The 6,742-nt window shown below is 68.8% G+C and carries 8 protein-coding genes; all 8 read right to left on the bottom strand.

From position 1 onward, the window contains the following. Positions 1–80: 80 nt before the first annotated feature. From AB0G63_RS35605 to AB0G63_RS35570, 8 genes are read right to left on the bottom strand one after another with little or no spacing between them, the layout of a single operon-like run. Positions 81–413 (bottom strand): metal-sulfur cluster assembly factor, encoded by a 333-nt coding sequence (locus tag AB0G63_RS35605; RefSeq protein ID WP_103784224.1) that lies wholly within the window; start codon positions 411–413, stop codon positions 81–83. Then, a complete protein-coding gene (gene sufU / locus AB0G63_RS35600; RefSeq protein WP_360758980.1) occupies positions 410–877 on the bottom strand; it encodes a Fe-S cluster assembly sulfur transfer protein SufU in 468 nt (155 codons plus the stop codon). Before sufU ends, AB0G63_RS35605 begins: the two co-directional genes overlap by 4 nt. Before the next feature lie 16 nt (positions 878–893). Continuing rightward, on the bottom strand, positions 894–2,150 hold the full coding sequence (locus tag AB0G63_RS35595) for a cysteine desulfurase (RefSeq protein ID WP_360758978.1): 1,257 nt from the start codon (positions 2,148–2,150) through the stop codon (positions 894–896). Then, on the bottom strand, positions 2,147–2,938 hold the full coding sequence (gene sufC / locus AB0G63_RS35590) for a Fe-S cluster assembly ATPase SufC (protein WP_360758976.1): 792 nt from the start codon (positions 2,936–2,938) through the stop codon (positions 2,147–2,149). The genes AB0G63_RS35595 and sufC overlap by 4 nt, the downstream gene beginning before the upstream one ends. A gap of 7 nt (positions 2,939–2,945) precedes the next feature. Further along, positions 2,946–3,275 (bottom strand): bifunctional 3-phenylpropionate/cinnamic acid dioxygenase ferredoxin subunit, encoded by a 330-nt coding sequence (locus AB0G63_RS35585; RefSeq protein WP_360758974.1) that lies wholly within the window; start codon positions 3,273–3,275, stop codon positions 2,946–2,948. Then, a complete protein-coding gene (gene sufD / locus AB0G63_RS35580) occupies positions 3,272–4,489 on the bottom strand; it encodes a Fe-S cluster assembly protein SufD (RefSeq protein WP_360758972.1) in 1,218 nt (405 codons plus the stop codon). The genes AB0G63_RS35585 and sufD overlap by 4 nt, the downstream gene beginning before the upstream one ends. Before the next feature lie 54 nt (positions 4,490–4,543). Next, positions 4,544–5,965, bottom strand: a complete 1,422-nt coding sequence (gene sufB / locus AB0G63_RS35575) for a Fe-S cluster assembly protein SufB (protein WP_360758970.1) — start codon at positions 5,963–5,965, stop codon at positions 4,544–4,546. Beyond that, complete coding sequence (locus AB0G63_RS35570) at positions 5,962–6,690, bottom strand: ArsR family transcriptional regulator (protein WP_360758968.1); 729 nt, start codon at positions 6,688–6,690, stop codon at positions 5,962–5,964. Before AB0G63_RS35570 ends, sufB begins: the two co-directional genes overlap by 4 nt. Positions 6,691–6,742: the final 52 nt, after the last annotated feature.

Below are 6,742 nucleotides of genomic sequence, written 5' to 3'. Positions count from 1 at the left end.
CGCATCCCGTCGGTGAGGTGATGACCGGTGAGGTCGTGGTAGCCCACCGCGACACCGCCCGCCTTGTGCCAGGGGAGATGTCAGACGTTGAACCCGAGCGCCCGCAGCTGCTCGCGTCCGTCGTCCGTGATCTTGTCCGGGCCCCACGGCGGCATCCAGACCCAGTTGATGCGCAGCTCGTTGACGAGGCCGTCGGTGGCCGACTTGGCCTGGTCCTCGATGACGTCGGTCAGCGGGCAGGCCGCCGAGGTCAGGGTCATGTCGACGGTCGCGATGTTCGCGTCGTCGATGTGGATGCCGTAGATCAGGCCCAGGTTGACAACGTCGATGCCCAGTTCGGGGTCGACGACGTCCATCAGGGCCTCGCGGAGCTCCTCCTCCGAGGCCGGCTTCATCTCAGCGGTGTCGGTCATGCCGTCTTCCTCTCGGCGTCGGCTCCGCCCAGGGCCTGGGCCGTCGCGTCCTTCCACGCCATCCAGCTCAGGAGGGCGCACTTGACCCGGGCCGGGTACTTGGAGACGCCGGCGAACGCGACCGCGTCCTCCAGGACGTCCTCCATGGCGTCGTCGGGCTCGATCCGGCCCTTGGACTGCATCAGCTCCAGGAAGGTCTCCTGGATCTTCTGCGCCTCGGCCAGGTCCTTGCCGACGAGGAGCTCGTTCAGCACGGAGGCCGAGGCCTGGCTGATGGAACAGCCCTGGCCCTCGTAGCTGACGTCCTCGATCTTCGTGCCGTCGTACTTCACCCGGAGGGTGATCTCGTCGCCGCACGTCGGGTTGACGTGGTGCACCTCGGCGTCACCGTCCCGCAAGCCCCGCCCGTGCGGATTCTTGTAGTGGTCCAGGATGACTTCCTGGTACATCGAGTCCAGCTTCATGCGATCGCTCGTCCCGTCAGCCGAAGAAGTTCCGTACGTGCTCCAGTCCGTCGACCAGAGCGTCGATCTCGGCCGGCGTGGAGTACAGGTAGAACGACGCTCGCGTGGTCGCGGGAATTCCGTACCGCAGGCAGACCGGCCGGGCGCAGTGGTGGCCGACCCGGACCGCGATGCCCTGCTCGTCGAGGACCTGGCCCACGTCGTGCGGGTGGATGTCGCCGAGCGTGAAGGAGATCGCCGCGCCCCGGTCCTCGGCCGTGGTCGGGCCGATGATCCGCAGGTCGGGGACCTGGGCCAGACGCTGGACGGCGTACTCGGTCAGCGCGTGCTCATGGGCGAGGATCTTGTCCATGCCGATCGCGTCGAGGTAGTCGATCGCCGCGCCGAGTCCGACGGCCTGCGCGATCGGGGGCGTGCCCGCCTCGAACTTGTGCGGCGCCGGGGCGTAGGTCGAGGAGTGCATCGACACCGTCTCGATCATCTCGCCGCCGCCGAGGAACGGGGGCAGGTCCTCGAGCAGCTCCTGCCGGCCCCACAGCACGCCGATGCCGGTCGGGCCGCACATCTTGTGGCCGGTGAAGGCCACGAAGTCGGCCTGCAGCGCCTGCACGTCCAGCGGCATGTGCGGGGCGGCCTGCGAGGCGTCGACGCAGACCAGGGCGCCGACCTCCTGGGCCCGGCGGACGATCGCCTCGACCGGGTTGACCGTGCCCAGGATGTTGGACACCAGGACGAAGGAGACGATCTTCGTCTTCTCGGTGATGACCTCGTCGATGTTCGACAGGTCGAGGCGGCCGTCGTCGGTGAGGCCGAACCACTTCAGCTTCGCGCCCGTGCGTTGCGCGAGCAGCTGCCACGGCACGATGTTGGAGTGGTGCTCCATCTCCGTGATGACGATCTCGGTCTCGTGGTCCACGCGGTAGGGCTCGTCGGCCCAGCCGAGCATGTTGGCCACGAGGTTGAGCGACTCGGAGGCGTTCTTGGTGAAGATCACCTCGTCGCGGCTGGGCGCGTTGATGAACGCGGCGACCTTGTCGCGCGCGCCCTCGTACAGCGCCGTGGCCTCCTCGGCGAGGACGTGCACACCGCGGTGGACGTTGGCGTTGTAGCGCTCGTAGTACTCGTTCAGGGCGTCGAGCACCTGGCGCGGCTTCTGCGAGGTCGCCGCGTTGTCCAGGTAGACGAGCTTGCGGCCGTCGTGGACCTGGCGGTCCAGGATCGGGAAGTCCTTGCGGAGCGCCTCGGCGTCGAGGAGGCCCGGCAGTTGTGTCATGCGACAGTCTCCTTCGGGTTGGCTCCGCTCGCGGGTCCAGCCGTCACGTACGACTCGTAGCCCTCGTTCTCCAGCTTGTCCGCGAGCTCCGGACCGCCGGACTCGACGATGCGGCCGCCGGCGAACACGTGGACGTGGTCGGGCTTGATGTAGCGCAGGATGCGCGTGTAGTGCGTGATCAGCAGGGTGCCGACCTCGCCGGACTCGCGGACGCGGTTGACGCCCTCGGAGACGATGCGCAGCGCGTCGACGTCCAGGCCGGAGTCGGTCTCGTCGAGGATCGCGACCTTCGGCTTGAGCAGCTCCAGCTGGAGGATCTCGTGGCGCTTCTTCTCACCGCCGGAGAAGCCCTCGTTGACGTTGCGCTCGGCGAAGGAGGAGTCCATGTGGAGGCGCTCCATGGCCTCCTTGACCTCCTTGACCCAGGTGCGCAGCTTGGGGGCCTCGCCGCGGATGGCGGTGGCGGAGGTGCGCAGGAAGTTGGAGACGGAGACGCCGGGCACCTCGACCGGGTACTGCATCGCCAGGAACAGGCCGGCGCGGGCGCGCTCGTCGACGGACATCGCCAGGACGTCCTCGCCGTCGAGGGTGACGGTACCGCCGGTGACCGTGTACTTGGGGTGCCCCGCGAGGGAGTAGGCGAGGGTCGACTTGCCGGAGCCGTTGGGGCCCATGATGGCGTGCGTCTCGCCCTGCTTCACGGTGAGGTCGACGCCCTTGAGGATCTCCTTCGTGGCGTTGTCGGCCTCGACGGTGACGTGCAGGTCTCGGATTTCAAGCGTTGCCATGGGTGCCTCAGGACTCCTGGGTGAGGGAGACGAGAACGTCGTCCCCTTCGATCTTGACGGGGTATACGGGGACAGGGCGCGTCGCGGGGAGGCCGGAGGGCTTGCCGGTGCGCAGGTCGAAGCTGGAACCGTGCAGCCAGCACTCGATCTGGCAGTCCTCCACCTCGCCCTCGGAGAGCGAGACGTTCGCGTGCGAGCAGATGTCGTAGATCGCGAAGACCTCCCCCTCGGTGTGCACGAGGGACACCGGCGTGCCGTCGATCTCCACCCGCTTCGGGGTGCCCTCCTCCAGCTCGCTCAGCGCGCAGGCGCGGACGAAGCCCGGTGATCCGGTCATGCGACGGACTCCTCCAGCTCCTGGTCGATCTTGGCGATGAGGCGCTCCTCGATGTCTGGGACGCCGATCTGCTGGACCAGTTCGGCGAAGAAGCCGCGCACGACGAGGCGGCGGGCCTCGTGCTCGGGGATGCCGCGGGCCATCAGGTAGAACAGCTGCTCGTCGTCGAAGCGGCCGGTGGCGGAGGCGTGACCGGCGCCGACGATCTCGCCGGTCTCGATCTCCAGGTTCGGCACCGAGTCGACCCGGGCGCCGTCCGTGAGGACGAGGTTGCGGTTCATCTCGTAGGTGTCGGTGCCCTCGGCCGCGGCCTCGATGAGCACGTCGCCGATCCACACGGCGTGCGCGTCCTCGCCCTGGAGCGCGCCCTTGTAGACGACGTTCGACTTGCAGTGCGGCGCGTTGTGGGTGACCAGGAGGCGGTGCTCGTGGTGCTGGCCGGCGTCGGTGAAGTACAGGCCGAGCAGTTCGGCCTCGCCGCCGGGGCCGGCGTAGGTCACGCGCGGGTGGATGCGCACCAGGTCGCCGCCGAAGGTGACGACGATGTGCCGGAAGCCGGCGTCCCGGCCGATCAGGGCGCTCTGCTGGGCCACGTGCACGGCGGTGTCGTCCCAGTCGACCACGGTGACCACGGTGAGCTTCGCCCCGTCGCCGACGATGTACTCCACGTTCGCGGCGCGGACGGTGTCGCCGGTGTGGTCGATGACGACGGTGGCCTCGGCGAACGCCTGGAGCTCGAAGACGGTGTGGCCGTAGGTCACGCCGCCCTCGCCGTGCAGGGCGAGGCGGACCGGCTCGCTCAGCACGGTCTCCTTCGGCACGGTGACGACGGTCGCCTTCTCGAAGGAGGAGTAGGCCTGGGCCGCGACGCGGTCCACCGGCGCGCCGGCCCGGCCGAGCCGGGCGTCGTCGCGGCCGACCGTCTCGACGGTGACGCCGTCGGGCACGGAGAACTCGGCCTTGACCGAGCCGCCGGCGGCCGCGGTGCCGTCGTGCAGGCCGCGCAGGCGCTCCAGCGGGGTGAACCGCCACTCCTCCTCACGGCCGTGCGGGACGGGGAAGTCCGCCACGTCGAAGGAGGGCGGCGCGCTCATGCGCGAGACGACGGTGGACTCGGCGGCGACCGCGATCGACCCGGCGGTGGTGGACCCCAGCGGTGGGGGTCCCCCCGCGCGAGCGGAGCCGGGCGTGGTGGAGTTCTGGGCCTCAGCCATGGCTGTCGTAGTGCTCTCTTTCCTGAGTAAGACGTCTGCCGGTGATGGGGCGGGTCAGCCGACCGCGCCCTCCATCTGCAGCTCGATCAGCCGGTTGAGCTCCAGCGCGTACTCCATCGGCAGTTCCTTGGCGATCGGCTCGACGAAGCCGCGCACGATCATCGCCATCGCCTCGTCCTCGGACAGGCCGCGGCTCATCAGGTAGAAGAGCTGGTCCTCGGAGACCTTGGAGACGGTCGCCTCGTGGCCCATGGACACGTCGTCCTCGCGGACGTCGACGTAGGGGTAGGTGTCCGAGCGGGAGATGGTGTCGACCAGCAGCGCGTCGCACAGCACGTTGGACTTGGACCCGGGAGCGCCCTCGCCGATCTCGATCAGACCGCGGTAGGAGGTACGGCCGCCGCCGCGCGCCACCGACTTGGAGACGATGTTGGAGGACGTGTTCGGGGCCATGTGGACCATCTTGGCGCCGGCGTCCTGGTGCTGGCCCTCGCCCGCGAAGGCGATGGACAGGGTCTCGCCCTTGGCGTGCTCGCCCATCAGGTAGACGGCCGGGTACTTCATCGTCACCTTGGAGCCGATGTTGCCGTCGACCCACTCCATGGTCGCGCCCTCGTAGGCGACGGCGCGCTTGGTGACCAGGTTGTAGACGTTGTTCGACCAGTTCTGGATGGTCGTGTAGCGGCAGCGGGCGTTCTTCTTGACGATGATCTCGACGACCGCGCTGTGCAGGGAGTCCGACTTGTAGATCGGGGCGGTACAGCCCTCGACGTAGTGCACGTAGGCGCCCTCGTCGACGATGATCAGGGTCCGCTCGAACTGGCCCATGTTCTCCGTGTTGATGCGGAAGTAGGCCTGGAGCGGGATCTCCACGTGCACGCCCTTCGGCACGTAGATGAACGAGCCGCCGGACCACACGGCGGTGTTCAGCGCGGCGAACTTGTTGTCACCGGCCGGGATGACGGTCCCGAAGTACTCCTTGAAGAGCTCCGGGTGCTCCTTCAGGGCGGTGTCGGTGTCGAGGAAGATGACGCCCTGCTCCTCCAGGTCCTCGCGGATCTGGTGGTAGACGACCTCCGACTCGTACTGGGCGGCGACACCGGCGACCAGGCGCTGCTTCTCGGCCTCCGGGATGCCCAGCTTGTCGTAGGTGTTCTTGATGTCCTCGGGCAGGTCCTCCCAGGACTCCGCCTGCTTCTCCGTGGAGCGCACGAAGTACTTGATGTTGTCGAAGTCGATGCCCGACAGGTCCGAGCCCCAGTTCGGCATGGGCTTCTTCTCGAAGAGCTTCAGGCCCTTCAGGCGCAGCTTCGTCATCCACTCCGGCTCGGACTTCTTCGCGGAGATGTCCCGGACGACCTCTTCGCTCAGGCCGCGCTTCGCTGCGGCACCGGCCTCGTCGGAGTCGGCCCAGCCGTATTCGTACTTGCCCAGGCCTTCGAGCTCGGGGTGGGCGGTCTCCGTGGGGAGAGTCATGCGGGGTTCCTCCCGGCCGTGCTTGCAGATGCGTTGTGGGAAATCTTGGGGATGAACGTCGTGCAGACGCCGTCGCCGTGGGCGATGGTGGCCAGCCGCTGCACATGGGTCCCGAGCAGTTCGGCGAAGAACTCCGTCTCCGCCTCGCACAGCTGGGGATACTGCTCCGCGACGTGGGCCACCGGGCAGTGGTGCTGGCACAGCTGCTCACCTTGGTGCGGGAGGGGCGCGCTGCGTGCCGTAGCAGCGTACCCGTCCGCGCTCAGGGCCTTGGCCAGGGCTTCGGCCCGCCGGTCGGGGGCGGCGCCCTCGACCGCCTTGCGGTACGCGCTCGCCTGCGCGGCGATCCGGGCGCGCGCGAAGGCGGCGACCGCCTCGCCGCCCTCGCGCTCGGCGATCCAGCGCAGGGCGTCCGCGGCGAGCTTGTCGTAGGACTGGTCGAAGGCGTCACGGCCGCAGTCGGTGAGCGCGAAGACCTTGGCGGGGCGGCCGCGGGTGCGGGCCCCGTAGACCCGCTGTTCGCGCGCCTCCACGACGTCGTCGGCGGCCAGCGCGTCGAGGTGCCGGCGTACGGCGGCCTGGGTCAGGCTCAGCCGCGCGGCGAGTTCGGCGACGGTCGACGGCCCGTGGTCCAGGATGGACCGCGCGACGCGGTTGCGCGTGGAGCGCTCACCGGTCGCGAGTTCCTCCTGCCGGGACTCAGTCGAGGGCTCGCCGTTTTTCACAACGCCATTGTTGCGTAATTCGTGAGGGGCGGGCAAGCCGCCTCCTGCCGGC

Source organism: Streptomyces sp. NPDC020996 (assembly GCF_040641355.1).
Taxonomy (GTDB): Bacteria; Actinomycetota; Actinomycetes; order Streptomycetales; family Streptomycetaceae; genus Streptomyces.
Note: the sequence above shows the minus strand (reverse complement) of the source record. Positions and strands in the feature narration are given on the sequence as shown.

Bases quoted from the DNA above. Each gene is read 5' to 3' on its own strand.
- sufB (WP_360758970.1), bottom strand. From the start codon at position 5,965: ATGACTCTCCCCACGGAGACCGCCCACCCCGAGCTCGAAGGCCTGGGC.
- sufC (WP_360758976.1), bottom strand. From the start codon at position 2,938: ATGGCAACGCTTGAAATCCGAGACCTGCACGTCACCGTCGAGGCCGAC.
- AB0G63_RS35595 (WP_360758978.1), bottom strand. From the start codon at position 2,150: ATGACACAACTGCCGGGCCTCCTCGACGCCGAGGCGCTCCGCAAGGAC.
- sufU (WP_360758980.1), bottom strand. From the start codon at position 877: ATGAAGCTGGACTCGATGTACCAGGAAGTCATCCTGGACCACTACAAG.
- AB0G63_RS35585 (WP_360758974.1), bottom strand. From the start codon at position 3,275: ATGACCGGATCACCGGGCTTCGTCCGCGCCTGCGCGCTGAGCGAGCTG.
- AB0G63_RS35605 (WP_103784224.1), bottom strand. From the start codon at position 413: ATGACCGACACCGCTGAGATGAAGCCGGCCTCGGAGGAGGAGCTCCGC.
- sufD (WP_360758972.1), bottom strand. From the start codon at position 4,489: ATGGCTGAGGCCCAGAACTCCACCACGCCCGGCTCCGCTCGCGCGGGG.